The sequence below is a fragment of the Vibrio sp. 10N.261.51.F11 genome (genome assembly GCF_041471665.1).
Taxonomy (GTDB): domain Bacteria; phylum Pseudomonadota; class Gammaproteobacteria; order Enterobacterales; family Vibrionaceae; genus Vibrio; species Vibrio crassostreae_C.
Map to the genome: position 1 here is coordinate 42,189 of NZ_JBFROW010000014.1, position 25,704 is coordinate 67,892.

Annotated in this window: 21 protein-coding genes and 1 riboswitch; of the genes, 9 read left to right on the forward strand and 12 right to left on the reverse strand. The window is 43.2% G+C overall.

From position 1 onward, the window contains the following. Positions 1-24: 24 nt before the first annotated feature. The 7 genes from AB4351_RS05145 to AB4351_RS05175 form a co-directional block, all read right to left on the reverse strand. Positions 25-756: a M48 family metallopeptidase gene (locus AB4351_RS05145; RefSeq protein ID WP_102434064.1), complete on the reverse strand. Its 732-nt coding sequence runs from the start codon at positions 754-756 to the stop codon at positions 25-27. Beyond that, on the reverse strand, positions 756-3,911 hold the full coding sequence (locus tag AB4351_RS05150) for a type I restriction endonuclease subunit R (protein WP_372125280.1): 3,156 nt from the start codon (positions 3,909-3,911) through the stop codon (positions 756-758). The genes AB4351_RS05145 and AB4351_RS05150 overlap by 1 nt, the downstream gene beginning before the upstream one ends. Before the next feature lie 151 nt (positions 3,912-4,062). Further along, entirely contained in the window at positions 4,063-5,532 is a 1,470-nt protein-coding gene (locus tag AB4351_RS05155) for an ATP-binding protein (RefSeq protein ID WP_372125282.1), read from the reverse strand. Next, on the reverse strand, positions 5,522-6,850 hold the full coding sequence (locus AB4351_RS05160; RefSeq protein ID WP_372125284.1) for a restriction endonuclease subunit S: 1,329 nt from the start codon (positions 6,848-6,850) through the stop codon (positions 5,522-5,524). Before AB4351_RS05160 ends, AB4351_RS05155 begins: the two co-directional genes overlap by 11 nt. Beyond that, the gene (locus AB4351_RS05165) at positions 6,847-9,324 is read right to left on the reverse strand and encodes a type I restriction-modification system subunit M (RefSeq protein ID WP_372125285.1); all 2,478 of its coding nucleotides are present in this window, start codon (positions 9,322-9,324) and stop codon (positions 6,847-6,849) included. The genes AB4351_RS05160 and AB4351_RS05165 overlap by 4 nt, the downstream gene beginning before the upstream one ends. Before the next feature lie 32 nt (positions 9,325-9,356). Continuing rightward, complete coding sequence (locus AB4351_RS05170) at positions 9,357-9,596, reverse strand: hypothetical protein (RefSeq protein ID WP_017086799.1); 240 nt, start codon at positions 9,594-9,596, stop codon at positions 9,357-9,359. Positions 9,597-9,732: 136 nt separating this feature from the next. Beyond that, entirely contained in the window at positions 9,733-9,930 is a 198-nt protein-coding gene (locus tag AB4351_RS05175; RefSeq protein ID WP_372125287.1) for an AlpA family phage regulatory protein, read from the reverse strand. Positions 9,931-10,387: 457 nt separating this feature from the next. Here AB4351_RS05175 and radC point away from each other — a divergent pair, with 457 nt between their 5' ends. From radC to AB4351_RS05195, 4 genes are all read left to right on the forward strand, one after another. Further along, the gene (gene radC / locus AB4351_RS05180) at positions 10,388-10,855 is read left to right on the forward strand and encodes a DNA repair protein RadC (RefSeq protein WP_372125289.1); all 468 of its coding nucleotides are present in this window, start codon (positions 10,388-10,390) and stop codon (positions 10,853-10,855) included. Further along, the gene (locus AB4351_RS05185; RefSeq protein WP_372050619.1) at positions 10,852-11,304 is read left to right on the forward strand and encodes a DUF2787 family protein; all 453 of its coding nucleotides are present in this window, start codon (positions 10,852-10,854) and stop codon (positions 11,302-11,304) included. The genes radC and AB4351_RS05185 overlap by 4 nt, the downstream gene beginning before the upstream one ends. Before the next feature lie 22 nt (positions 11,305-11,326). Further along, the gene (locus AB4351_RS05190; protein ID WP_372050618.1) at positions 11,327-11,770 is read left to right on the forward strand and encodes a DUF2787 family protein; all 444 of its coding nucleotides are present in this window, start codon (positions 11,327-11,329) and stop codon (positions 11,768-11,770) included. Positions 11,771-11,897: 127 nt separating this feature from the next. Beyond that, complete coding sequence (locus AB4351_RS05195) at positions 11,898-12,458, forward strand: tyrosine-type recombinase/integrase (RefSeq protein WP_372125291.1); 561 nt, start codon at positions 11,898-11,900, stop codon at positions 12,456-12,458. A gap of 361 nt (positions 12,459-12,819) precedes the next feature. On the opposite strand, the gene AB4351_RS05200 is transcribed toward AB4351_RS05195, so the two are convergent. Further along, the gene (locus AB4351_RS05200; protein WP_372125293.1) at positions 12,820-14,001 is read right to left on the reverse strand and encodes a DUF533 domain-containing protein; all 1,182 of its coding nucleotides are present in this window, start codon (positions 13,999-14,001) and stop codon (positions 12,820-12,822) included. 207 nt (positions 14,002-14,208) lie between these two features. Next, positions 14,209-14,883 carry an inovirus Gp2 family protein gene (locus AB4351_RS05205; protein ID WP_372125295.1) on the reverse strand — a complete coding sequence of 225 codons (675 nt, stop codon included), beginning with the start codon at positions 14,881-14,883 and terminating at the stop codon, positions 14,209-14,211. Between the two features lie 633 nt (positions 14,884-15,516). On the opposite strand from AB4351_RS05205, the gene AB4351_RS05210 reads away from it, so the two are divergent. Beyond that, positions 15,517-16,449, forward strand: coding sequence for a hypothetical protein (locus AB4351_RS05210; RefSeq protein WP_372125296.1), 933 nt, complete (start codon positions 15,517-15,519; stop codon positions 16,447-16,449). A gap of 506 nt (positions 16,450-16,955) precedes the next feature. On the opposite strand, the gene AB4351_RS05215 is transcribed toward AB4351_RS05210, so the two are convergent. From AB4351_RS05215 to AB4351_RS05225, 3 genes are all read right to left on the reverse strand, one after another. Continuing rightward, positions 16,956-17,168 carry a cold-shock protein gene (locus AB4351_RS05215; protein WP_017071067.1) on the reverse strand — a complete coding sequence of 71 codons (213 nt, stop codon included), beginning with the start codon at positions 17,166-17,168 and terminating at the stop codon, positions 16,956-16,958. A 310-nt stretch (positions 17,169-17,478) separates the two neighbouring features. Continuing rightward, entirely contained in the window at positions 17,479-17,904 is a 426-nt protein-coding gene (locus AB4351_RS05220) for a phosphate-starvation-inducible protein PsiE (protein ID WP_017062464.1), read from the reverse strand. Positions 17,905-18,125: 221 nt separating this feature from the next. Beyond that, positions 18,126-19,496: an NCS2 family permease gene (locus tag AB4351_RS05225; RefSeq protein WP_017062465.1), complete on the reverse strand. Its 1,371-nt coding sequence runs from the start codon at positions 19,494-19,496 to the stop codon at positions 18,126-18,128. A 58-nt stretch (positions 19,497-19,554) separates the two neighbouring features. Next, a riboswitch (purine riboswitch) is annotated at positions 19,555-19,654 on the reverse strand. Positions 19,655-20,002: 348 nt separating this feature from the next. Between AB4351_RS05225 and gmk the strand changes: the two genes are divergently transcribed. From gmk to recG, 4 genes are all read left to right on the forward strand, one after another. Beyond that, positions 20,003-20,626 carry a guanylate kinase gene (gene gmk, locus AB4351_RS05230; RefSeq protein ID WP_372125299.1) on the forward strand — a complete coding sequence of 208 codons (624 nt, stop codon included), beginning with the start codon at positions 20,003-20,005 and terminating at the stop codon, positions 20,624-20,626. Positions 20,627-20,745: 119 nt separating this feature from the next. After that, positions 20,746-21,018 (forward strand): DNA-directed RNA polymerase subunit omega, encoded by a 273-nt coding sequence (gene rpoZ / locus AB4351_RS05235; protein ID WP_009848003.1) that lies wholly within the window; start codon positions 20,746-20,748, stop codon positions 21,016-21,018. A 53-nt stretch (positions 21,019-21,071) separates the two neighbouring features. Further along, entirely contained in the window at positions 21,072-23,198 is a 2,127-nt protein-coding gene (gene spoT, locus AB4351_RS05240; protein WP_017062467.1) for a bifunctional GTP diphosphokinase/guanosine-3',5'-bis pyrophosphate 3'-pyrophosphohydrolase, read from the forward strand. A 177-nt stretch (positions 23,199-23,375) separates the two neighbouring features. Further along, positions 23,376-25,454 carry an ATP-dependent DNA helicase RecG gene (recG, locus tag AB4351_RS05245; RefSeq protein WP_372125301.1) on the forward strand — a complete coding sequence of 693 codons (2,079 nt, stop codon included), beginning with the start codon at positions 23,376-23,378 and terminating at the stop codon, positions 25,452-25,454. The last annotated feature ends 250 nt before the right edge of the window (positions 25,455-25,704 follow it).

Sequence of the window (25,704 nt, forward strand, 5' to 3'; positions counted from 1 at the left end):
CTCTTTAAAATTTATTAGGTTTGGCTAATAACTCCAATCCTCATAAGCCAAAGGCAAGCTATTAAGTAAGTTTCTGCGCTCACGCCAGTCGGGCATATTTTTATCCATAATGGCTCTGAAGCGCTCGTTATGGTGGCGTTCAATCAAGTGGACTAGCTCATGCACCAATATGTACTCCATACACTCTGGTGGCTTTTTAGCTAGCTCTAGGTTAAGCCACAACCTTTTTGCTTGTATGTTGCAGCTTCCCCACTTGGTCTTCATCTTCTTAATGCCGATATCATTTGATTCAACACCTAACTTCGTTTGCCAATGAGGGAGCAACTTAGCGATAGATTCTTGCATTCGCTTGCGATAAAAAACATTAAGCAACTTTAGACGATTATCAACACTGGTGTTTTTTGTAACTGCTAACTCTAATTTAGTTACGCCTTTTTCTGTCACGGTATGCTTACCCAAGGTATCAACAATGCTAAGTCGATAGCGTTTACCCCAAAGGTAATGACTTTCACCGCTCACCATTTCTCGACTTGATTGGCGAGGCTGAGCAGCAAAGTCTGCCTGCTGCTGCTTTATCCAAGCTAATTTATTAATAATGGCCAAACGGATTGCTTGATCACCAGTACCATGTGGTACTGACAAACGTACACGCCCTTGGGGAGGCAATACACTTAGGTGTAAGTTTTTAATCGCCTTACGATTGACTTGAACCTCTATACCGCCAATAAGAATATCTTCACTGCCTGTTACCGACATTAATGATATTCCTTCTGCGCTTTCACTCGCTCCATCACTTCCACAATATCAACGTCATAGCCTTTGGTTTCTTCGCGAATAGCGTTAGCTATTTCACGCTCTTTAAAGCGGTCACCTAACCAATCGGCTTTTTTAGTGTAGCGTACAGCCGTATCAATTTTGGCTGTCAGCACTTCATCATTACCCAAGTTGTCATACAGTGATTGCTTAGCTGCTGTATCAACAGAATCAGGATAACTTGCGCTACGATTACCGCTAGGGTTTACCACTTGTTTAGCCAACTCTCTGATCTGCTCAAGGTATTCTTGATAGTTCAGCGCTTTTTCGCGGCGCTGTCTAATAATCTCATCTAACAGTGACGACATTTGATCGTAATATTTCGGGTTGATTGGGTTTTCATCCACAATCGTTTTACGCACATTGTTCTCAATAGCCTCAGCCATCGCTTCTTCATTCTCGCGTAGGTCTTTAGGTAATGAATCTAACCCTTCACCGTTGTTATTCACCACTAAATCAATGAGACCTAATTCCTCAAAATCCATGAGTAATTCACTATCATCAGCACGAATGTACATATCCAGAAGATGGCGCATGGCAGGTTCAAAGCGCTTCATTTCCAGCAAGTCGCCACTGGCTAACTTAACCTCATCACGTACCTTCTCAAAGTAGATAACTTCTTGTCGGATACTGTTGGCCTCAGTAGGTGAATAACCCGCTTGCTCCATCTCATTAGCCAAGTTGGCGTATGCCCTTAAAAGCTTAGCTACTGCTTGGTACAAGGTTAAACGAAGTGCTTCTTTTTCTGATCGCTCATCGATATCAGTAGGTTCAACACCCGACTCTCCACAAAAATAATGGATAAAATCTTTTGTATCACGTGGCGCTTTTACAGGTTCACACAAGGCACGAACCATTTCTAACGCATTGTCTAAATCTTCACGAGACTGCACTAGACGATCTTTAAGCAGACCTGCAACATCATCTTGGTCGTAACCATCAAACGCTTCTGCGGTGTAGTCTTTAATCGCTTTATCCAAAGAACGGAATAAATCTTTATAATCGATAATATAGCCGTATTCTTTATCTTCACCATCAAGACGGTTTACACGGCAAATAGCTTGGAACAGGTTGTGATCAGCCATACTCTTATCAATGTAAAGGTAGGTCGCTGAAGGCGCGTCAAAACCAGTTAGCAGCTTATCTACAACTATAAGCAAACGCATTTGTCCGGGCTCTTTGATGAATCGGTTCTTCACCAACTTTTCAAACTCTTCTACACGTTTTGCTGCATCGTCTTCACTTTGTTCAAAATAATCTGCCAACATTTTCCGGTAGGTGTCGTACTTAAATAATTTCTCGGTTAAACCTTCTCCCGACTCTTCACCTTTAATTGAGCCCGCTACTGGCTGATAACTGGTAACAATGGCACACTTACCCGCTAAATCAGTTTTGCTAAATAAGTCATACACTACACAAGCTTGATGCACACTGGCACACACCAGCATTGCATTGCCTCGGCCATCCATTAGCCTTGGTTTTAACTCCATATCCATCAAGATATCGCTAACAATCTGTTCTAAGCGAGATTTACTCGACAGCACCTTTTGCATAGTCCCCCACTTCTGCTTAAGCTGCATTCTCGCGAGATTAGAAATACCTTTAGTCTTCGCCTCGAACCATTGGTCAACCTTTTTCTGTGAAGTTAAATGTTGATCAATATCACGCGCTTCATAGCGTAGATCGAGTACCACACCATCTTCTACCGCTTCATTGAATTTATAGGTGTGAATATAAGGGCCAAACACCTCTAAGGACTTTTTCTTGTCCTTCTTCATCAGCGGTGTCCCGGTAAAACCGATAAACATCGCATCAGGTAAAATGGTTTTCATTGCGCTATGCAGCTTACCTGACTGGGTTCTGTGGCATTCATCAACAAACACAAACAACTTACCCTGAGCGGTAAAGTTACTCATCACACTACTAGATAACGATTCAATATATTCATCCGTAGCTACTTCACTTTCTTCGTTATCGTTATCGTCTTCACCATTACGACCAAATTTATGTACTAACGAGCACAGCAGCCATGGATTAGGCTCACCTAAGGTGGCAATGAGATCACTGCCACTTTTAGTACGATAGATTTCTTCATCAACGCCAGAGAATACCGTCTCAATCTGTTCATCAAGCTCAGTGCGGTCAGTAATAATGAGTACGCGTGAGTCACTCACGTTCTCTCTAATCCATTTAGCCAACCACACCATGGTTAAGCTTTTCCCTGAACCTTGGGTATGCCAAATAATCCCACCTTGCTTGTTAGCTGAGTGGGAGTTCACATGCTTTTTAGCGGCTTGAATTCCGAAGAACTGATTGTGGCGACAGGTCTTTTTAACCCCAGCATCAAACACAATAAAATCATGAATTAGCTGTAAGAAGCGCTTCTTATCACACAGTTGTGCTAGATGAGTATCTAAGATGGTATCAACCGTAATACCAGCCTGTGGTAGAGCGGTATCACTACTTGGTTCTTTCCATTCTAGATAGTATTTCTCTGTGGTTTCGGTGGTGCCATAACGAATGCCTTGGGTATCATTACCAGCCATGACTAGCTGCATGCTGGTAAAGAAGTTACGAATAAAGGCTTTTTTCTGGTTATCGAGGTTTTGACGAATACCTTCACTCACTGATACAGACGAACGCTTAAGCTCAATAACGCCCAAAGCAATACCATTTACATACAGTACAATGTCAGGCCGCTTTTTATGCTCGCCTTTTACTGTCACCTCTTCTGCTATAGCAAAGTCATTAGCTTCTATGTCTTCCCAGTCAATTAGCCATACTGTTTGGTTTAACTCACCTGCACCTTCTTTCTCTTTTACGCCATAACGGAGTAACCTATAGACTTCTTTATTGGCGTCGTAAAGCTTTTTACCTTCACCCAGTGCTGCGGCCATATCCAACTTACGTAAAGTACGTGCAATCAATGCTTCAGGTACGCCACGCTTTTTTAACCAACTGCTTAGTAGATTAGTTTCAACGTTGCGGTTACCTTCGCGGTACTCCCAGTTACCTAGGTAGTCATACTTTAACTGGTCCCGAAAAAATCGAACCACGCGATCTTGGGTTGCACGCTCTTTTTGGCCTACAGTACTCATCCATTCATTCCTTTCTATCAAACTCTTTCTAGCAAATAGCTATCAAGCAACGATCAAGCAAACTATAGTCCTAATAAATCAAACACTTAAATCAAAAGTAAGTGGATAAACTGGAAATTATTGCTAATTCATCAAGCAACGATCAAGCAAATCAGCTCCAGTGAGGCACATAACGCATCGCTTTGGCCCCAGCTTCAGGATCATAAGGCTTAACCAGTCCGCTACTTACTGCATCTTTAATCACTCGACTCACCGTAGCGCTATTTTTGGTTTCGATACCAAAGCGCTCTCTTAAAGAGGCATTGTTCATGTGTTCACGGCTTACGTAACGTAAACAGCAATGCTGGTAACAAGCACGAATACGATCTTCCTTATCCATCTCCGTAAATGGCTTATGCCCAAACAATACCGTGCGAGTATGCCTATCGGTAACTTCAAAGATAGGGGCAGGTAATTGATACAACTCGGTTTGAAATATAACTTTATCAATACCTGTGCCACGCTCTTCACACACGTTGATACGGCGCATAAACGAGGCCAGCATTTCATTGCGACTTTGTGGTGGAGTATCAATAAATCGATCAGTATCCACCAACGGTATACCCGGATTAGTTATCTCCATGCGGGTATCAAATAGCTCTATCATTGGGCCTGTGCCCGTAATAGCAAAGTCTTGGTGAATGATGGCGTTGGCCACTAGCTCACGAATAGCCAACTCTGGATACATAGGCACTTCTTTACGAAAGGCTTTTCCAATCTCTTCGTTGGCTGGAAGCAAGGTTTTGATGGTGTCAATCAAGCCCTCAAAGCCTGCGGCATAACCTTTATTGCCCACCAGCTCTCGCACGGTTTCAACACGGCTATTGCCACGGTAATGAATAAGGCGAACGGCTTTGCGGCCAAGGTGCTGAAAACTTTGTAGCTTTTTAGCAAACAATATCGCCCCTACGTTAGCAATGCTCCAATGGCCACTATCGGTTTTACTGATCAGCCGATCTGCTTGCAAGGCGGCCAAAATACCGTCGCGACCTTCTGGCAGGGGCTGAGCTGTTAACTCAAAATAAGCAGGGTAGTCGAGCAGTTGCAACACTTCTTCAGCGCTGCTGTTCTCAGTTGCCGCTTGTTGCTCAAACGGGACTTTGTCAAAAACACGCCATAACTCGCGCTCTTTCTCAGCAAACTCACGCAGTTTCTTTTTGTACGAACCTACGCGAATGTACTCGATGCCATCAAACTGCACTGGGGTATGGCTTGCGGCTTGTATTTCTAAAATCACTACGGGTTTTTCATTGGCGCTTTCAAATGCATAAAACTGAAAATGGATTTTAGGGGCCGTTTTTTGCAGTAACCAACTTTCTAACTCTTGCTGTTTATGGCGAGCGGAAGCAGGCTTAAAGTCAGTACCAATCACTTCTTGAGTCTTATCATCCACTCCCCACACAATGTAAGCAGACTGCTTACCGAGCAAGGCTGCCGAATTGGCCAAAGCAGAGATATACTCCCCCACCATTGGCGCATCAGCATTGTTATGTTTAAACTCCACCCACTCGGTTTCGTTTGGCAGGTGGCACAACTCACGTAGTAACGCTTGTAACTGCGCTAGGCTTTGCTCAGTTGGCATCGGGCTCTCCTTGCGATTTCGTATCAACCTTATCAAACGGCAAGCGAGTTTTACCTGTGAGCAACTCTTGCATCATGCCTTGCTTAATTTGGCGGGTTTTAGATAGGCGTTGCTGTAGCGCCTGTATCTCTTTATCCATATCAGTGAGGATTGTTGCAATGGCGGTTTGTTCTTTTTTCGAGGGTAATATAATTGGTAATGAATAAAAATCATTATGGTTTAAGTCAGGGATTGTACTTGTCCCTGCTTTATCCAATATCCGTTTTTTTGAATCTGAAGAACGTAAAAAGCATACAAAAAAATCCTTATTTAATTTGGATTTTTGGTAAACAATCTTAAAAAAATTGTTGTGAAAAACACCTGTAACACCAGTTACAACTATTCCTGTATTACCTGTTCTAGTCATGAGAATTTCATCTTCCACACAGCAGACGGCTGAGGAGTACTCATCAATGAACTCTGTCGGCTCTGTTAATTTTAGTGACTGAATGGTTATATAAGGCTTAGATATTTCTGACTGGTATGATTTTCTTTGTTCAATTTCTATCTGTAACCCTTGATTAACATTTGAAACATCTCCCATCCTAGCAACATCCCAATCCTCAGGAATTTCACCTAGCTCACTTGGTTTGGTGCCTTTGATTTGCCCTTGCTTGTCGCCATCAGCGTAAATTGAAAACTGCGGTAAACGAGTCTTACCAGTCAGTAGTTGCTGCATGGTAGCGGTTTTAATCGCTTGTTTTTTAGCAATGAGTTTTTCTAACTCATCGAATAATGCATCGACGTCAGATAAAGCAGTGGCAATAGCGGTTTGTTCTTTTTCTGATGGTAAGCCTATCGGGTATGCTTTTAATGCAGGTAAATCAACTCCCGTCTGACCAGATGAACGTTGTGACAACGTGTCCATCAACTCGAAAAGTTGCTCATCTTTTAAAATGTAATAAAGAAACTCCCTATTAATACAGCTTGCTGGTATCGCCTTGATTAAGGCTACATTGTAGGCACCTTCAATACCCCTTAGAATTTGAAATATAGGCGGACCATATCTGCCTATCATGATGTCATTTTCATCACATTTTTTACGAGCTAACTTTTCTGGAATATAGACAGTATTTTTATCTGATTTGTAGTCTCGAATTTGAATAAGTCTAATATAGCCGGGCTGCTGCTTGTAACTAAAAGTACTCTTTTCAGGTTGCGCTCCGCCTACAAAACAACATACATCATCAAGAGTTAGGGAAGCCCAATCATTAGGAATAATCCCAACTTCAGTTTGCTTATATCCATCAGGTACTACTTGGCTTGTGACTTGACTCATAGTGTCCACTCCAAACCCATTGCTTTCAGATGGCCTGCTACTTTGTCACTCAAATCATCCACAGATTGAGTGAGTGTTGGCAGTGGTGCGCTGTAACGCTCTTCCAACTGTTTGACACGACTGGCCATTTGCTGGGTTACACGCTCAATCTCAGCAACAATATTAGTTTGTAGGATGGCGTGCCACTTATCTTCAACGATAAGAACTTTCACTTCATCAATGCTCAGTCTCGGGTATTGGTTGAAGACAGCTAAATCTAAGGCTTCTTGCGCAGTTTTTACCGCCTTCTTAGCGGCAGCATCGGCATTAAACAGTTTAGTCGCTTGCTTAAGGGCAGCCAGCTCTTCACTATCGGTTACGAGCTTGGTTCTTGCAGCTACGCTAGCTTTGGTGATTTTGTCTTTGTCATTAATAGCTTCAACCAACAAACCTTCTTCTGAGCTTTGCTCCTCTAGGTAACTTTCCAACGTTTGAGTTGCTGCGTCTTGTTTGGCTTGCAGTTCGTTAATCGCTATTTGTTCATCAGCAAAATAGCGGGACACGATGAGGCTTGGTGGAATAAGCTCAGCTTTGTACTTTTTCTTGTTAATGATTAAGTCTGGCGTTTCTTTGAGTTTTTCACCCTTAACCACCACCAGCTCACGCAGAACTTTGCCTGCTTGCCAATCATCTTGTACCAGCACATACATATCGTCTTGTAAGGTATAGGCCCAGTAATCCATGAGAATTTGGTAAATGTCGTATTTACTCAACAATTCGCTGTTAGCGTAACCTGTTAGTAGTTGCTCAGAAATCTCATGGATAAGCTCTTTAGGGCTGTCACCTTGCTTTATCTCACTAAGTTGTGCCTGCTTAGTCCATGCCGTAAAAGGCAACAAACTACGGTTAGCGAAGTCTTTAAATTCGTGATGAGCCAGAATACTGCTTTTTACCTTGCTCGCTTCTACTAAACCATGGCTATAGCCTTCTCGCACTGCTTGACCTTGTTTTTCACCGAACAAAGTGGCACGAATATTTGGGAAAACTTGCCAGAAATGCTCAAGGGCATCGATATCTTTATTTGGGATACCGCCCTGTAGGTGGGCACTTAAATCGTGTAGATCTTCTGGCTCACTTGAGTCGATATAACGAGGGATATTAAGGTTGTAGTCATTTTTAGCGATTTCATCAATGGTGACTAAGCGACTAAAGCGCTCTAGCTCTAACCCCTTATTAAATACATCTACGATTTTGTGAATGTCTTGGCTACGCAGGCGGTTTTTATTGCCATCCTTAATGAAGCCCTTACTAGCATCAATCATAAAGATTGAGCGACCTTGCATCTTGCCGTTACCATTCTCATCAAGATCGGCTACTGCTTTTTGCGCATGCTCTTTATCGATAACAATAATACAAGCAGGAATACCCGTACCGTAGAACAGGTTTGCAGGTAAACCAATAATACCTTTTATGTAGCCTTGCTTGATTAGGTTTTCACGAATATCAGATTCAGCATTACCACGGAATAACACCCCATGCGGCAAGATCACCGCACCTTTACCAGTGCTTTTTAGGCTGGTAAGGATATGCAGCAAGAAAGTGTAATCGCCATTTTTTTCTGGTGGTGTCCCCCAAACAAATCGCTTAAAGAGATCGTTTTTTGGGTTTAGGCCACTGGTCCAGTTTTTATTAGAAAACGGAGGGTTGGCTACTGAAAAGTCGAATGTTTTCAACTTGTCTGCGGCGTCTTTCCATTGCGGGTCAGCAAGGGTGTTACCTTTCCAGATTTTAGCCGTCGCATTGTTATGCAAAATCATGTTCATGCGTGCCAATGCGCTGGTGGCGTTATCCATCTCTTGACCAAAGATAGATAGGCCGCGTGGTGCTTCGTCACTGGCTTTTAATAGTAGCGAGCCTGAACCACAAGTCGGGTCATACACTGTCGCATCTTGTGGGGTGTCCTTAGTAATACCTACCACTTTAGCTAGAATTTGAGATACTTCTGAAGGTGTATAGAACTGGCCCTTAGATTTACCTGATTCTGTCGCAAAGTGACGCATTAAATATTCGTAAGCATCGCCTAGTAGATCGTCACCATCAGCGCGGTTATCTGACAAGTCTAAGCCTTGGAAAATACCCACCAGCTTAGTCAGACGGTCAACCATCTCCTTGCCTTTGCCAAGTTTGTCTTCGTCGTTAAAGTCGGCTACGTCTATCACGCCTTTTAAGTCATTCTCTTCGGCAAGGGCTGCAATGATTTTGTTAATTTTATCGCCAATTTCTTTATCATTTTTAAGCGCAATCAGATCATTGAAGCTGGCACCTGTTGGCACCACAATCATGCCGTAAGGGTCGCCTTTGTATTTGTCTGATACGTACTTCATAAACAACATGGTCAGTACGTAATCTTTGTATTGGCTGGCATCCATACCACCGCGCAGTTCGTCACAGCTTGCCCAAAGGGATGAATAAAGTTCTGTTTTTTTAATGGCCATTATTTTTGAAAACCTTGATGAGAGTTGGGCAGTTACAATTGTGTTGTGTTTAAGCCAGCCGCTTTTAAGCGAGTGGTTAGGTTGCGCATTTTTGAGAATTCAGTACCGAAGCTACTTTTTAAGCCCACGCCTTCGCAGAACTCTTTAGCTGTGATGCTTTTCAGATCATCAGCATACTTGATCATTTGCAGGTGCATTTCTGCGGTGTATTGATTGCGAGGGGCATCATTTAAGGCTTGCTTGATGCTGTCGAAAATGGCTTGCTCGGTCATGTTGTTGTGCCTTTAATTTGCATGCGGTTACATACTTTTAGCTAATTTATATAAATTATCTAAGCAACAAATTTAAGGCAAGAACTATTCGATGATAAAGAAGGTTCAATCGCTTATTTAACGCAAGTGACAATTCTTAGCCCTCAGAGCATTGCAATTCAATTGACTCCATTTTGCTCATCATCCAATCGTCAACCTCACTTTCCAACCAGGCTTTACGTTTACCCATTACAGTGACGTTCTTCGGGAAGTCACCCGCTTTGATTAGGTTGTAAATGCTACTGCGGCACAGTGTTGTTTTGTCCATTACTTGTTGTAGTTTTAAAAATCTCATGATGAATTCCGGTTAGTTCAACTCATGAGATAAAGAGAATGTGCAGTTAATTACTCCACTACGTAAATCACCACACTCTAACTTTTTTCAACCACACATTACCTTTCTGAAGCCAGCTAGTCGCAGGTTTCCATTTATGCACTTTTCTTAAAATCAAACTAAGCAGGAGGCACTTATGCCATTTGTTTTTATTGCTGGCTTTATCGTTGGCGCAGGCTTGTACCACATAAACAAGGAGGCGAATGGTGAATCCCCACCAACCTACTAAGACACTAATAGAGTTGTTCATCTATGGCGTTGTGAGTGGTTACAACTGGGCTAAACAACAAGATAAACAGCGACCATAACCTAAAGCGGCCCAGCGTAGTTGGGCTGCTTCTATGGGGAGGGATTCCATTATTTTTTAGCCACATATTACTTGGATGCACATACCTTTAACGCACAAGAAGGAAAGTACATGCATTCAAATCATTACACGCCAAACGAACCTACAGAGCTTCGTCAAATCCTAGAGACCGCTGCAACTATGCTCGCAGCCAAGTATGCTCGGGCTGGCTCATTCACCAGCCCTAAAAACACTAAGCAATATCTACAGATGAAACTGGCGCATTACGACAGAGAAGTGTTTGCCGTGATGTTTCTTGATAATCAAAACCAACTAATTGAATACAAGGAGATGTTCTTTGGCACCATCGATGCCGCTAGCGTCTATCCAAGAGAAGTCGTTAAAGAAGGATTACTACTCAACTCGGCGGCGGTGATCTTTGGTCACAATCATCCATCTGGCTTGCCTGAGCCCTCACAAGCAGATCGTAGGATCACTCAGCGTCTCTCTGATGCTTTAGCATTGGTTGATATCCGAGTATTGGATCATGTCGTCGTAGGTGAGCAATGTGTGTCTTTTGCTGAGCGAGGTTTGCTATGAGCCAAACCACACCGCATCGACTGCTGGTGGAATACCTTAATGCTCTTGTTGAGCAATTAGATGTCCCGACCTTTGCTACACGTATCGCCCTTAACTTTCGAGTATCGAACTACTACCAAGATCGTAGTGGTTTTCATCCTGTAGAGATCCAACTCAATAGATCAACAAACCAATCAAACGGTAGTCATTGGAGCATCGTCTTTGTGACTAGCTTTGCTTACTCAGATGAGCAAACCGAAAAGCTGGAGGTCGAGCTTTACTTCAATTTCTTACGTGGATGGTTCTATCAACCGGACATTGAATGCTGTGAACTCCACCAGCCACAAGTAACCAGTCTATATCAAAGCTATGAACGGTCTTTCCTCAAGCAAATCCAACAAGGCTCCTTTGACGGTATCCAAGCAACACTCGTCAATGTCGACACGCCCACTGAATCATCTATCGCATAACCACTAACCAAGGAGGCATACCATGCCAGCCGCAACCAAAATTCAAACAATGCAGTTTCACCCTTGTGTGCTGCCTATCTCAACTCGCTTTCATAACGCTATTACTAAGCAGGTTCAGCAAGCGAGCCTTGATTACTATTCAGATACCTTAACCATTAACTTTCGTGACACGAGCTATAACGCTGAAGCTGGTGGATATCATCCAATAGAAATCATGATCCGCAATGAAGGTGATAAGTGGCGACTCTGTTACATCACCGACTTTGCCTATTCTGAAGGTGTCTATCCAGAGCTAGCCATCGAGCTTGATTTCAATATTGAGAGCAACATATTCAGGCAGATGTTTTTAGCTCCTTGCGCTCTAGCACATCGAGAAGTGAAATCTTTCTATCGAACATGGGAAAGTAACTTTTTGGAATATCTATCTGATGGTGTGTTTGACCAAATTAAAGTCACCAAGAGCTGAAAAGAATCCAAGTTCCCATTTTAGCAATTTGGGAACTTGCCAACCCTTATGGAACAAGGCTTTTCGTTTCTGGCTTGCTTTGAAGTTCCTCTAATCATCATTTTCATCGAAAAAAGGAAGCTGCGTTATGGCAGAAGTTCAAGCGGTGAAAAACCGTGACACTATCCAGCTCATCGGCCACTTATTAGAAATACGGCATAGTAAGCAAATGGCAGATATCTGGAATGTGGGTATCAATCTCGCTTTACGGATTTCTGATTTACTGGCGATTAAGTTCAGTGACATCGAAGAAGACCGTTTAACCATCCGTGAGTCAAAGACGGGCAAAGTGGCCCAGATTGCATTAAACCCAAGAAGCTTAGAAATCATCCTCCGCATTAAAAAGGAGAATCCACACCACATTTACCTATTTCAATCTTACCGAAACCAACAAGCGATGAACAAAGCTGCCAACCCATTGAGTCGTCGAGCGGTTAGCCAAGCGTTCTCGTCGATTGGTGAAGAGATTAGTTTTCCGTTGGGGACTCACTCAATGCGAAAGACCAGAGGCTACCACCTCTACAAAAGCACCAAAGATATTGCGCGGGTGATGCGTATGCTTCGCCACAGTTCAGAAGGTGTCACACTGCGCTACATTGGTGTGACACAAGATGATATTGATAATGACTTTAGGGAGTTAATTCTGTGAATACAAAAAAGACAACACCCAATCCATCTTCAAACTGCCGCTTAACTCGAATGTGTGAAGTTGATTAAAAGAGGCAATTACCTACCTATTTTTATGTTCAAACACGCTTTTAAGCACAAACTAATTATAACTGCTCTGAGAATGCTCTAGATTTTTAGTGTGGACGTCCACACTAAAAATCTACAATATAACCTTTCCCAGTTGAATTTAGTTCGAGATAAAAAGTTTTAATCGCAGCGAGGGGGAAGTAGCCTAGTCATTCTAAGTAAACCCTCTCACCAAAGAGTAAAACGCTTTTATTCGTCCCCTTCGGGCAACGTTTGCTGGTCAACACGCCCTACGCCTCAAACCCATACTTTGCTTAAACAAAAGCTACCTCGTATTTTTTCACTGACTCTTCGTAGAATTTACCTTTTTCTTGCAGTGAGCTCTTAGCTTCGGCTGACACTTTCACCAAGTCACAATCAGCAGCCATCATTGCAGAATTAATAATATTTTTTTGACGTTCGGTACTGAACTCTCTTTTAAAGTAAGTCAGTTTATTATCACTAAAACACCCTTTCACGAATTCAGTGAGTTCTTCATCATTTTGCAACCATGTAGACCGTCGGAGTAACTCTTTTTCTGGTGAAGTAAACATAGACTTCAGCCGAGTCATAGCGCTTGTGGTATTGCCTTCAAACTCATAAACAACCACTTTTTTATCTGCACTCGAATAAGCATTAGAAGCTCCCACATCTGAAACTAGATGGCCAGATTGTGGGCCAATGCTTGCTTTCCCTCTTAACTCTTTATCCGTGGAAATACTTTCAGAGCGTTTGCTACCAGAATATATGGTTACTTTCTTAGCACCTGCTAAACGAGCTGCATTGACTAATTCAGTATCTTGGCTGGTCAAAAATGAATCATCAAAAAAATTTGATACTGAAATCAACTCTCTTTGCTCGCATCGAGCTTGTGCTGGGTGCTCTATCAAAAACTCACCGACCACTGAACTGTTTATCACATAATTCTCTGGCAATGAGTCAACGTTTATATAGTCTAGGGATAATGTGCTTCGAGGTTCCTCATCGGTTAACATGAACAACTGTTGATCCGGTAAACCTTCAAACATTAACTTCATTCTGAATAAAAATGCTTTTTCACAATGAGTATGCTGGTCATTAGCGCTGATGACTTCCTCAATGAAAGCCTCCCAGCTCCCTTCCTTCTTTTTAATTGCTCCCCAATACCGATGAAGTTCAGCGATACTCAATGGCTCTTTAATCTTTAACTCTTGCAAACTTTTAGAGGAGGGATATTCCATTTTTTCATTATCTATATAATTTTGAATAATGGACTTCTCCTTTTCACACATATCACCATCGGCATAAGCAGCAGAGGTAGCTAGTTGCACAAGAAAACACAATTCCCTTTCTTGTTCTTTAGTTAATGACTTTTCAGTTACATCCCGTGCGGAACTAGTCTTTTTTTTATCATTTCCCGAAAAATATTTGTATGTTAGTGCACCTGCGGCAGCGGCGGCAATAAATGGCAATGGCATCAATTCACTCCTTGTCAAATTGTTATGCGTGCAATTGTATTTTAATTGTAATTTTATAACAGCCCAGTTATAAGGATTTGTGACAACTAACCTGCTATAGGGGAAGTCTAACCTTACTCACTATCAAGAAGAAAAGCAGAGGAAAGCGTGCTAACGCATTTGATCAAACATCTTCCTGACAAGATAAACTCGAAGATTAGTTCTGCCTTAAATCAGTCCCTTTCTTGGATTACTGCATCCAAAGTTACGGCGACCATCACCAAGTATCTTAGTCTCAGCCTTTGCCAAGTAAGCTAACCTAACCGCTACCTCACCTAAGTCTTTCTGAAATCGTGCTGGTGGGTGATTACGGTTCAACGTATACATTGGACGCTCAGGGATATGAACTAGTCCTTCAATCTCATCTGTCGTAAGCCCTAATGCACTAGCCCATGCTCTGTTTACCATACAAGCAAGAGTACCTTCGTAATGAAGCCTACCAAATGGATAGTAAGCATCCTGATTGACCGCTAATGCCACATGGTAATGTTCATTATGACTCGTACTACGTTCCCTTACCCAAATGTAATTTAACGGACACGGGTAGATACGCTTCCCTTGTTTGGCTTTATTCCTCTGGTCGAAATTCATCTGAACTTTCAATGAAGCAATAAACCGTTTCATCAAATCAACATCGGTATTCGGGTAACAAGTCGGTGTATCACGATCTAAAGGGTTGTCAGAGTTCCCCCCATTGTTAGGTATACGTAGATCAATTCGAGCGATGAGTACTCTAGGATGGATCGCTAGGGCTCCCATAACAGTGTCATTGATACGGGCAAGGTGACGTTGGTTTAAAGAACCATACTGAGCTGGGATTTGAGCAAATTGAAACATGTTCATGAAAATCTCTCCTATGTGTTATTTGATTTCACATAGAAAGAGAATGATGCATAACAATTTACATAAAACCGTTCTGCCGTAGCAGTGAGTGAATCTCTATTGCCTATGGCTAGAGATCTTAACCGACACAACAACATGTACTGCATTCATCAGTAGTGTGGCTACTGAGTGTTGTACTGCTAGTAATGCTCTTATAAAGAGTGTTTGTTAAGTAGCTATATAACTAATCCACTAAGAGCACTGTTTCTTTCAAGGCTGTAGTACCGGAGTCATGTCGATGGAGAGCCAAAGATTGGATCTAGCTAGGGTGATTGGAACCGAAGTCACTCTGAAGTTATACCATTCCATGACTGCCACTTTTACATACAATGACTCTTCCAATTTTTCTCATTCAAAGCTCAATAGCCAACGCGGTCTAGTGCAACAGCTGCCCTAAATTCTTCTTGCCACCGCTACAACACAAGAGCTCTAACTTCTAAAAACACACTCAAACCAACGAAAAATAAAACTAACTAGCTGATAATAATTAAAATATTGATATATCAAACGCATAAAACACCACTCAACATTGACGATATAACCACTTTATAACTACATTAAATGCAACCAAAAATACTACTTAGTAATCATATTATGACTCCGGAAATTAGTGTTCCATCATGGGTATCAAGTACAGGTATAAACCTTCGTCAAGCTGAATACTTCATCTATGAATTATTTAAAAACAACCCTCTTCAAAGGCCCAAACCTGCAACCGTATCAGAAGCAATACTTATAGTTAATCAAACCATCGATGGTATGTATGAATACGGTGTTAAGAAGGAAGATTGTGCACAAGAGTTAAAAGACAAAGCATTGCAATACCTGCTCCCATTGGATGAATTTGACTGGTTAAAAGTTGATGAACGTTGTAACTACTGGGCATGGGTATATATAGCAATTGATCAGTCACTCAGCTTGCAAGTCCCCGGCTCGTACCCGGCTCCACAGTTTGGAAAGTTTTATAACGCATGCGGCTTAAACCCTATGCCAAGTAGCTCAAAAGAACGCCACACTGAAATAGTTCGATTTTTTGATATGGGGAATTGGACAATTGAAGCACAGCGCCAACAACTAGCTACAATGAAACAGATATGGCAATCCATCTTTATAGCACCCAAACCTTTACGCTGGTTAAATCCAAAGGATGAAGAACAATGTGTTTGGGCATGGGGCTACTTTACTTCGTACTTTCAGAACAGCAATACAACATCTAGCCCTCCGATACTTGGGGTCTTTCCACAGAACGCAAAAGAACGATACCTAGCTTTATGTGCTTCATTTGATGCTTGGTACGCCAGTGCTGAAAGTAAAAAACTGTTCCTGATTAACATCAACAAAGCATGGCACCAAAAGAAACACAGAGACAATATGAAAGGTCGGAAAGCGTGTAGTTTTGTTCTTCAGGACAATGTCAAAAGCCAGCTTGATGAACTAGCACTGAAGGATGGTAAGAACAAGAATGAATACATTGAAAAGTTAATTCTAAACGCCTACAAAGAATCATCTCACTCTAGCGGCGGTTAAAATGGTGGTTATAAATATAAATAGACAAGAAATTAAAATTAAGCCATTGATTTAATGTGTTTATTTTAATTAATCGGTATTCAGATCCAGAATATTGAATAACAGTTTGTCAGTAACACGCTGAATAGCCATTAACTGAATCAGTGTTGATTAACTAACAGTGTTGATTAGATCAAGATAAGCTCCTAGTTTTAGGGGCTTTTTTTGTGGATACAATAATGCCAATCACCGTAAGTAAATGAGCAAAAATCGGAGATCAGAGAGTTGAACCGGAAAAGTAACTTAGAACGAAGTATAGATTGTGGATTGCGATAAGGGGGTAACGAAGTAGTGGGTATAACGAAATAATGGGATAACGAGAGTAAAAAGGTATTAAGGGTATTTCAGAGGGAAATAAAAATTTCTAAACAGGAGATAAGAAGTTAAAGCAGAAGAGGTATAGAAAGTGAAGATTAAGCTGGGAAAGTGACGCAAGTTGCTGTTGCAACCTGCGCCGACTTAAAATCTTATAGAGCTACAACGTTTGCAGCTTGAAGACCTTTTTGGCCTTGCTCTACTTCGAAAGACACTTGTTGGCCTTCTTTAAGAGTCTTGAAACCTTCAGAAGCGATTGCACGGAAGTGTACGAATACGTCAGCGCCGCCGTTGTCTTGAGTTAGGAAACCGAAGCCTTTCTCTTCGTTAAACCATTTTACTACGCCGTTTACTTTGTTAGACATGATGTGTCCCTTATATAAAAATAAAAAATTAATCGCCAAAAGTGCGATGCGCTGAAAGCTTGAATTATTTAATGTATCTATGAAGCTAAGGGAAACACTGAGAATAACAATGAAGCAATACTAAGGGTTCTACTTTACAACTGGATGTTTCATTTAATAACCCTGAGAACAGAGCGACGCCATTCTTGGTGATCTGAGCCTGCTTGTAAAGCGTTATTTGGACAATTTGATGTTTTTTTGTTCGGTTGGCTTGAATTCAAGCCCAGCTAGGTCGCCGGGCTTGATTTGTAAGACTTTGATCTCAAAAAATTTACTCGTCCGGCTGCTTAGTTCTGAGATCGACATATGGCCAGTAATGGTGACCGACTCGAATCAACAGAGTTGCTGCTGCTAAGATAAATGCCGCTAAAGATAACCAAACGATCAATACCGCATCGAGTTCTTTCATGCCCAAAGTGATGTAACGAGCAATCGCCATCATCGCGATATAGATTGGGTATCGCACTGGGATCTTACCGTTCATCACAAACTGCTGAACCATCGCCAACACTTCTAAATAGATAAACATCAGCAGAATGTCGGTCAATTGCACTCGGCGTTCAGCGAAGACATGCATGAACTCTTCGACCATCGCAAACAAGGTCGCGAGCGTGATCGCCACCAGCAATACCGCTTCCATAATGTGGAATACTTTTAAAAACGGCTTACTAAAAGATTTAGGTAAGTGAGAAGGCATAGTCACTCTTCAAAAAATAATTAATCCAGTCTCTACAATAGCATGCATCAATATAAGTCGCGTACTGTCAAAGCACCGACTTTAGGCTAACGCCATCAACTCATCGGTAACCAACATTAAGAAGCAACGGTAAAAAGCAACAAATACAAAAATGGCCCCGCATTCACTGCAGAGCCATCTGTTTGTCTTTTACTTAGCGACTTCTTAGTGACTAATTAGCCTTAAAGCAGAATCAGGTAAGTTAAGAACACCACACACAGTCCGTAGATAAGCGGGTGTACTTCTTTGCGCTTACCTGCGACAACCATTGTGAATGCGTAGCTGATGAAGCCCATCGCCATACCGTTCGCTGGAGAGAAGCTTAGCACTGTGAACATGATGGTAAAGAAGGCTGCAATGCGTGACTCTTTCTTTTCCCAGTTGATCTGACCAAGACGACCTACCATGTAGATGCCGACTACTACCATCGCCGGTGCAACCATTGCAGCCGAGAAGATAGAGAAGATTGGGTATAGGAATAGCGAGATTAGGAACAGACCAGCCACCATGACTGCTGCCAAACCCGTTTTTGCACCTTGAGAAGAAGCGATGCCAGACTCAGAGAAAGCAGTGATCGATGTGGTACCAAGAATTGAACCAATCACAGTACCGCCCGCATCTGCTACTAGAGCCGATTTCGCGTTTGGCACCTTGCCGTCTTTATCGATGATGCCCGCATCACGACCAACGCCGACAATGGTGCTCAAGCCATCAAAGAAATCGACAATCAAGAATATAAGTACGATGAACAGTAGGTCGAACATTTTCTCTGGCGTGAAAGCAGAGAAATCAAAGATAGCGCCGAAGCTGCCTGCCATGCTTGGTGGCATAGCAATGAACTGCTCTGGGATTGGTGCGTTTGAAGTGCCCATGAAGACGTCAGCAAGAATCGTCAACACGATAGCAGAAACGAATGAGATGAACGTTGCTAGCTTGATGTCACGAACCATACAACCCAGTGCGATGAAGATGCTCACGTAAGCGATGATCACTTTTGGATCAGAAATGTCGCCTAAGCCTACCAATACGAATGGGTTAGAAACGATGATGCCCGCATTCTTAAGACCTAAGAAAGCAATGAACAGTCCGAGAGACACGGTAATCGCCAACTTCAAATCTTCAGGAATCGATTCAATCATCGATTTACGAATATTGGTCAATGAGAACGCAAGGTACAAAATACCAGATAGGAAGATACCGAACAGCGCTTCATTCCAAAGCACGGCAACAGATCCACTTAACAGCAGACCTTTGAAAAAGCCGTTCATACTCATGCCCGGCGCTAGCATTACAGGGTAGTTGCCCCAAATGCCCATAATTAGGGTTGCGATTGCCGCAGACAGAGCCGTTGCAGTAAACACGGCACCTTTGTCCATGCCTGGAATATCACCCAAAATTGCTGGGTTAACCGCCAGAATGTAACTCATCGCCAAGAAAGTAATGAAACCCGCATACAGCTCAGTGCCAATCGTGGTTTTTCTTTCAGTGATTTTAAACATCGAATCAAGCGAGCCAGAGGTGTTCTGGGCTTTCAGGGTGGAATCGGTACTCACAACAAAACCTTTGCAATAAATTAAGAATTTGGTGATTCAAATGCTGTGAGAATAGAGAGGTCTCTACACTAAAAACTGTAGTCACCAAGGTAGGCTCGGTAGTAGAAACATCTAGTCCATATCACTAGATATATACAGCATTTAATCGTTTGCGCGGATTGTAAGGATTGAGATTAAAACTTCAACAAATTTTGTCCAGATCACATAAAAAAGTACCGATGACGAGTCATTACATTTATACAAAGATCCTTGAGAAGATCATTCGCTAATAAATAACGATCAAGCCAGTTGTTCTCAATCATCTAAATATGCTACTCTTCGCCTCCATTTTTCTGACCTAATTTTCACCAGTTGCTTCTATTAGTTTTACTCGTTATCTCTTTATAGACGTAACCAACGGCACAATTAGTAGATGCGCCATCGGAACAAAAATTAGAGTCAGTGCTATCTTTTAAAGTGTGGGTTTATTGCCTTCACTCAATCCAACCAACAGTGGAAATATACAGATGGGCAAAGGTACTCTTTACATCGTATCTGCACCTAGTGGCGCAGGTAAGTCGAGCTTGATCTCAGCAATGCTAGAAACCAATCCAACCTACGCAATGAAGGTATCTGTTTCACACACCACTCGCGGTATGCGCCCTGGTGAAGAAAATGGTGTTCACTACCACTTCGTAGAGAAGCATCATTTTGAAGACCTTATTACTAAAGGTGAATTCCTAGAGTACGCTGAAGTGTTCGGCAACTACTACGGTACTTCACGCGTTTGGATTGAAGAAAACCTAAACCGCGGTATCGATGTATTCCTAGATATCGACTGGCAAGGTGCTCGTCAGATCCGTAAACAAATGCCTCAAGCGAAGAGTGTATTCATTCTTCCACCATCAAATGGTGAACTAGAGCGTCGTTTGAATGTTCGCGGTCAAGACAGCGACGAAGTTATTGCGAAACGCATGAGCGAAGCAAAATCAGAGATTTCTCACTATGCAGAATATGATTATGTGATCGTGAATGACGACTTTGATGCAGCCCTAATGGACTTCAGAGCTATCATTCGTGCGGAACGCTTAAAAGAAGATAAGCAAGCAGCGAAATACAGCGGCATGCTTACTGCTTTATTAGCGGAATAATCTAGATCCCCTAGATTTTCTATTGAGATAAGTATACGGTGATCTAGAAAGTATCTAGTTAAACTTGTATACTTTCTCGTCATCAAAAATTTATTAGTTAATTACTATTTGGAGTCCTCATGGCACGCGTAACTGTTCAAGACGCTGTTGAAAAAGTTGGCAACCGTTTCGACCTAGTTCTTATTGCGGCTCGCCGCGCACGTCAAATGCAAACTGGCGGTAAAGATTCACTAGTGCCTGAAGAAAACGATAAGCCAACGGTTATCGCTCTTCGCGAAATCGAAGAAGGTCTTATCACTAAAGACGTACTAGATGCTCGTGAACGTCAAGAGCAACAAGAGCAAGAAGCGGCTGAACTTGCAGCAGTAAGCAGCATCGCTCACACTCGTTAGCTCATATTCGCAAAAAGCGTCATTCGAACTAATTAACCTTCCGGGCCTTTAATTTGTATCTATTCGATAGCCTCAAAGACGTTGCCCAAGAATACCTAACAGAGCCTCAAATTGAGGCTCTGCGTCAATCTTATGTGGTAGCGAGAGACGCCCATGAAGGGCAAACCCGCTCAAGCGGTGAACCATACATTATCCACCCTGTAGCTGTTTCAAGAATCCTGGCAGAAATGCGTCTGGATATCGAAACCCTGCAAGCTGCTCTGCTTCATGATGTCATCGAAGACTGTGATGTCACTAAAGAAGATCTAGAGGAAAAATTTGGCAATACCGTTGCTGAATTGGTTGATGGTGTATCTAAGCTGGATAAGCTTAAATTTCGTGATCGCAAAGAAGCGCAAGCAGAGAACTTCCGCAAGATGGTTCTCGCCATGGTGCAAGACATCCGCGTTATCTTGATCAAATTAGCTGACCGTACTCACAACATGCGCACGCTTGGGGCACTTCGTCCTGACAAAAAGCGTCGTATTGCTCGTGAAACCCTAGAGATTTATTCTCCACTAGCTCACCGTCTTGGTATTCATAACATCAAGACCGAACTAGAAGAGCTGGGCTTTGAAGCCCTCTATCCTAACCGTTATCGCGTACTTAAAAACGTAGTGAAAGCTGCGCGTGGTAACCGTAAGGAAATGATCCAACGTATCCATAGCGAAATTGAAGGCCGCCTTGAAGAGGTCGGGTTGCCTGCTCGCGTACTTGGTCGTGAAAAAAACCTGTTCTCCATCTACAACAAGATGAAAACTAAAGAGCAGCGCTTCCACACCATTATGGACATCTACGCTTTCCGCGTCGTGGTTGATACCCCAGATACTTGTTATCGCGTACTTGGTCAGGCTCACAGCCTGTACAAGCCTCGCCCTGGCCGCATGAAAGATTACATTGCGGTACCAAAAGCCAACGGCTACCAATCTCTGCACACGTCAATGATCGGCCCTCACGGGGTGCCAGTTGAGGTTCAGATCCGTACTGAAGATATGGATCAAATGGCAGACAAAGGTGTCGCAGCGCACTGGTCTTACAAAGGCAACGGCTCACGCAGCAGTAATGGCACAACCGCACAGGTTAAAGCACAACGTTGGATGCAGAGCTTACTTGAGCTGCAACAAAGCGCGGGTAACTCATTCGAATTCATTGAAAACGTTAAGTCTGATCTGTTCCCAGATGAGATCTTCGTGTTCACGCCGAAGGGTCGCATTGTCGAACTTCCTGCAGGCGCAACAGCGGTCGATTTTGCTTACGCGGTACATACCGATGTCGGCAACATGTGTGTAGGTGCTCGTGTAGACATGAACCCTTACCCACTCAGCAAATCACTGAAGAACGGTCAAACCATTGAGATCATCAGTGCTCCGGGCGCACGTCCGAATGCAGCATGGCTCAACTACGTGGTGACATCACGTGCACGTACTAAGATCCGTCAGGTTCTGAAAACGATGCGTCGTGAAGAGTCGATCACGCTAGGCCGTCGTCTACTGAATCATGCACTTGGCGAACACTCTATTGGCGATATCGGCCAAGAGAATATCGACCACGTATTGTCTGATCTTCGCCTAGACAATGTTGAAGACTTACTGGCATCGATTGGTCTTGGTGAGCTGATGAGTATCGTTATTGCTCGTCGTCTACTGGGTGATGCTGACGAACTGACTGAAGTGGAAAACAACAGCGACACACCAAGGAAGAAATTGGCTATCCGTGGTGCTGAAGGTCTACTACTGACGTTCGCTAACTGTTGTCACCCAATTCCAGATGATCACATCATTGCCCATGTATCGCCAGGTCGTGGCCTTGTGGTTCACCGTGAAACGTGTCCAAACGTTCGTGGTTACCAGAAAGAACCAGACAAATACATGGCGGTTGAATGGTCTGACGATTACGACCAAGAGTTCACTGCTGAACTTCAGGTTGATCTGCAGAATCACCAAGGTGCACTGGCTGAGTTAACTAACGTTATCTCGAAAACAGGCTCGAACATTCACGGTATTTCAACTGAAGAACGTGATGGACGCCTGTACACAGTGACTATCTTGCTGACCACCAAAGATCGTGTTCATCTTGCAAGTATTATGAAAAAGCTACGTGTGATGCCACACGCGCTGAAAGTAAGACGTCGTAAGAACTAACGTTTAAACTTGATAATAGTTTTGCCAAGAATTTAAATCCCCTTAATGCTTTATCGCTTAAGGGGATTTTTATAACCGTAATCCTAGTATTTACCGCGCTCCCTCCCATTCCTGCCTGTACAAAAATCCAGTAAAATGCTTGAATAGATCATCTCTCTTACGTTTATGAGCCTTGTTATGTCACAGCTTTTATCTGCTATCCCTCTCAACTCTTTATCTGGAGTCGGCGCAAAAGTCGCAGAGAAACTGGAGAAGGTTGGGCTTAACAACGTACAAGATTTACTGTTTCACCTGCCTTTGCGCTACGAAGATCGAACGCGTATCTATCCAATCGTAAAACTGCATGCTGGTTTATGGGCAGCAGTGCAAGGCAAGGTAATGCACGTCGATACCATTTTCGGTAAACGTAAGATGCTCGCAGTAAAGATCAGTGATGGTAATGGCACTATTACACTGCGTTTTTTCAACTTCACTGCAGGCATGAAGAATAACTTTGCCGAAGGCAAACAAGTGCATGCTTATGGTGAGATCAAGCGCGGTAATATGGGGCTTGAGATCGTCCACCCTGACTACAAATTCTTTGCGCCGAGGCAACAGCCAGACGTTGAAGCCAATCTGACTCCGGTGTACCCAACCACCGAAGGGCTAAGACAAGTCACGCTGCGTAATCTTACCGATCAAGCCTTAGAGCTAATCGACAAGGCCGCAGTTAACGAGCTTCTCCCATCAGGTTTATACGACCACCAAATTACCCTCGCACAAGCACTGCATACCATTCACAGGCCGCCCCCGGGCATTGACCTAGAGCTGTTTGATGAAGGCAAGCACCCTGCGCAACTGCGCCTAATTATGGAAGAGTTACTGGCTCAAAACCTGTCTATGTTGTCTGTTCGTAGCAAAGGGCAGCAAGACAAGGCAATGCCTTTTCCTCCAGTAAACACCCTTAAAGATAAGCTACTGGCTCAGCTGCCGTTTTCACCAACCAATGCCCAAGCACGAGTGACCAAAGAGATCGAAGCTGACTTGGAAAAGCCGCATCCTATGATGCGTTTAGTGCAAGGTGATGTGGGCTCTGGTAAAACCTTAGTCGCTGCACTGGCGGCGGTTCGCGCATTGGAACACGGTCAACAAGTAGCACTTATGGCACCCACTGAACTACTCGCAGAACAACACGCGATTAACTTTGCCAACTGGTTTGAGGCAATGGGTATTCAAGTTGGATGGCTAGCAGGTAAGCTCAAAGGCAAAGCTCGTGAAACTGAACTAACACGTATTGCCAGTGGCGAAGCGCAAATGGTGGTCGGTACTCATGCCCTGTTCCAAGAGCATGTCGTGTTCAAAAATCTTGGTTTAGTGATCATTGATGAACAGCACCGATTTGGTGTCCACCAGCGATTAGAGCTACGTGAGAAAGGCGCAAAGCAAGGCTACTACCCACATCAGTTGGTCATGACCGCTACCCCAATCCCACGAACGTTAGCAATGACGGCCTATGCCGACCTCGAAACTTCGATTATTGATGAACTGCCACCGGGACGAACCCCAATTCAAACCGTGGCAATTCCTGATACCAAGCGCGATGACATTGTTGAACGTGTGAAAAATGCGTGTCTCAATGAAGGCAAACAAGCCTACTGGGTATGTACGCTGATTGATGAATCGGAAGTACTGGAAGCTCAAGCTGCAGCTGATACAGCAGAAGAGCTACAACGCAAACTGCCTGACGTAAAAATTGGTTTAGTCCATGGCCGTATGAAACCCGCCGAGAAACAAGCGGTGATGCGAGAGTTCAAAGAGAACAAGCTGCATCTATTGGTTGCGACAACCGTGATTGAAGTTGGTGTGGATGTTCCGAATTCGAGCTTAATGATCATCGAGAACCCAGAACGTCTTGGCCTAGCGCAACTGCACCAACTGCGTGGCCGTGTCGGCCGAGGTTCGGTCGCAAGTCATTGTGTATTGTTGTATCACTCTCCGCTGTCTAAAACCGCTCAGAAACGCCTAGGTGTGCTACGTGAAAGTAACGATGGCTTTGTGATTGCACAGCGCGACTTAGAAATCCGTGGCCCCGGTGAATTGCTCGGTACCAAACAAACTGGCTTGGCTGATTTCAAGATCGCCGATCTAATTCGTGACCAACGTTTGATACCTGAAGTGCAGCGTATTGCGCGTCATATTCACGATAGCTACCCAGACAATGCTAAGGCGATCATCAACCGTTGGTTGGGTGAACGCGATGTTTACTCTAAGGCGTAGTTAACACTAAGGCATAGTTAACACTGAGACCGTATTCAAACGTAAAAAAGGCTTCCTCAAGGAAGCCTTTTTAGTGTGCGTTACTTTCATCAAGCAAGAGCGAGATTCCCTATTCGCTCGTTCCTCACGATAGGGAATGACGATCAAAGTAAACTTTCATCATCAAAGTCCATGGTTAGCAATTCGTCATCCTCGGAGAGGGAAGAATGACCGAGTCGGGGATCTCTTAACCGTTCCCCGAACCGAACTT

Coding starts and splice junctions, on each gene's coding strand:
- AB4351_RS05200 (WP_372125293.1), bottom strand. CDS start 14,001: ATGCCATTGCCATTTATTGCCGCCGCTGCCGCAGGTGCACTAACATAC.
- AB4351_RS05160 (WP_372125284.1), bottom strand. CDS start 6,850: ATGAGTCAAGTCACAAGCCAAGTAGTACCTGATGGATATAAGCAAACT.
- AB4351_RS05220 (WP_017062464.1), bottom strand. CDS start 17,904: ATGCCTTCTCACTTACCTAAATCTTTTAGTAAGCCGTTTTTAAAAGTA.
- AB4351_RS05150 (WP_372125280.1), bottom strand. CDS start 3,911: ATGAGTACTGTAGGCCAAAAAGAGCGTGCAACCCAAGATCGCGTGGTT.
- gmk (WP_372125299.1), top strand. CDS start 20,003: ATGGGCAAAGGTACTCTTTACATCGTATCTGCACCTAGTGGCGCAGGT.
- AB4351_RS05145 (WP_102434064.1), bottom strand. CDS start 756: ATGTCGGTAACAGGCAGTGAAGATATTCTTATTGGCGGTATAGAGGTT.
- AB4351_RS05215 (WP_017071067.1), bottom strand. CDS start 17,168: ATGTCTAACAAAGTAAACGGCGTAGTAAAATGGTTTAACGAAGAGAAA.
- AB4351_RS05175 (WP_372125287.1), bottom strand. CDS start 9,930: ATGAGATTTTTAAAACTACAACAAGTAATGGACAAAACAACACTGTGC.
- rpoZ (WP_009848003.1), top strand. CDS start 20,746: ATGGCACGCGTAACTGTTCAAGACGCTGTTGAAAAAGTTGGCAACCGT.
- AB4351_RS05155 (WP_372125282.1), bottom strand. CDS start 5,532: ATGCCAACTGAGCAAAGCCTAGCGCAGTTACAAGCGTTACTACGTGAG.
- AB4351_RS05190 (WP_372050618.1), top strand. CDS start 11,327: ATGCCAGCCGCAACCAAAATTCAAACAATGCAGTTTCACCCTTGTGTG.
- AB4351_RS05210 (WP_372125296.1), top strand. CDS start 15,517: ATGACTCCGGAAATTAGTGTTCCATCATGGGTATCAAGTACAGGTATA.
- AB4351_RS05170 (WP_017086799.1), bottom strand. CDS start 9,596: ATGACCGAGCAAGCCATTTTCGACAGCATCAAGCAAGCCTTAAATGAT.
- AB4351_RS05165 (WP_372125285.1), bottom strand. CDS start 9,324: ATGGCCATTAAAAAAACAGAACTTTATTCATCCCTTTGGGCAAGCTGT.
- AB4351_RS05205 (WP_372125295.1), bottom strand. CDS start 14,883: ATGAACATGTTTCAATTTGCTCAAATCCCAGCTCAGTATGGTTCTTTA.
- AB4351_RS05185 (WP_372050619.1), top strand. CDS start 10,852: ATGAGCCAAACCACACCGCATCGACTGCTGGTGGAATACCTTAATGCT.
- recG (WP_372125301.1), top strand. CDS start 23,376: ATGTCACAGCTTTTATCTGCTATCCCTCTCAACTCTTTATCTGGAGTC.
- radC (WP_372125289.1), top strand. CDS start 10,388: ATGCATTCAAATCATTACACGCCAAACGAACCTACAGAGCTTCGTCAA.
- AB4351_RS05195 (WP_372125291.1), top strand. CDS start 11,898: ATGGCAGAAGTTCAAGCGGTGAAAAACCGTGACACTATCCAGCTCATC.